Here is a 988-nt window from a genome sequence, read left to right on the forward strand (position 1 = left end):
TGAAGGGATGATGAGTAAAGTAAAAAGTTTTTGGGATAGTCTTTTTAATCAGGATATCTCTAGAAAAAATTAGGGTGGCAGAACTTTTTGAGATTTATTGTGTGGGTTGTTATGTTAATGGAGGGAATATTTTTAGATGGGGAAAATTTTCAAGATAGAGATTTGGGAAAGAAATAAGTTGGATTCTGTTGAGGCGATCGCTTACTTAGTAAAAAATGGTAAAAATAATATGTCTGCTTATCAAGAGCGTTTGACAGAAATAGAGATAGAAAAAGTTTCTGCTTATGTGTTGGAAGAGGCAAAAAATGCTTGGCATTATGAAGGGATGATGAGTAAAGTAAAAAGTTTTTGGGATAGTCTTTTTAATCAGGATATCTCTAGAAAAAATTAGGGTGGCAGAACTTTTTGAGATTTATTGTGTGGGTTGTTATGTTAATGGAGGGAATATTTTTAGATGGGGAAAATTTTCAAGATAGAGATTTGGGAAAGAAATAAGTTGGATTCTGTTGAGGCGATCGCTTACTTGGTAAAAAATGGTAAAAATAATATGTCTGCTTATCAAGAACGTTTGACTGAAACGGAGATCAAAATTGTATCTGGTTATGTATTGGAATCGGCAAAAAATGATTGGCATTCTGAAGGGATAGGGAGATAGAAAAAGTTTCTGGTTATGTATTGGAATCGGCAAAAAATGATTGGCATTCTGAAGGAGTGATGAGTAAAGTTAAAAGTTTTTGGGAGAGTTTTTTTAATCAGGATATCGAAGAGAAAAAATTAGGGTGGCAGAATTTTTTGAGATTTATTGTAATGGTTGTTATGCTAACTAGAGCGAATATTTTTAGATGGGGGAAAAATTTCAAGATAGAGGTTTTGGAAAGAAATAAGTTGGGTTTTGTTGAGGCGATCGCTTATTTAGTAAAAAATGGGAAAAATAATATGTCTGCTTATCAAGAGCGTTTGACAGAAACGGAGATAGAAATTGTATCTG

The 988-nt window shown here is 33.0% G+C and carries 2 protein-coding genes and 1 pseudogene; all 3 read left to right on the forward strand.

The genetic code is table 11. The annotated features are described in order from the left end of the window. The first annotated feature begins 136 nt into the window (after window positions 1–136). Window positions 137–391, forward strand: coding sequence for a cytochrome c family protein (locus F6K40_RS35460; protein ID WP_293143421.1), 255 nt, complete (start codon window positions 137–139; stop codon window positions 389–391). A 63-nt stretch (window positions 392–454) separates the two neighbouring features. Then, complete coding sequence (locus F6K40_RS35465) at window positions 455–655, forward strand: cytochrome c family protein (RefSeq protein WP_293143424.1); 201 nt, start codon at window positions 455–457, stop codon at window positions 653–655. A 20-nt stretch (window positions 656–675) separates the two neighbouring features. Beyond that, window positions 676–988 (forward strand): annotated as a pseudogene (locus F6K40_RS35470) (hypothetical protein); the annotation flags it as partial.

The organism is Okeania sp. SIO3I5 (assembly GCF_010672085.1).
Taxonomy (GTDB): Bacteria; Cyanobacteriota; Cyanobacteriia; order Cyanobacteriales; family Microcoleaceae; genus Trichodesmium.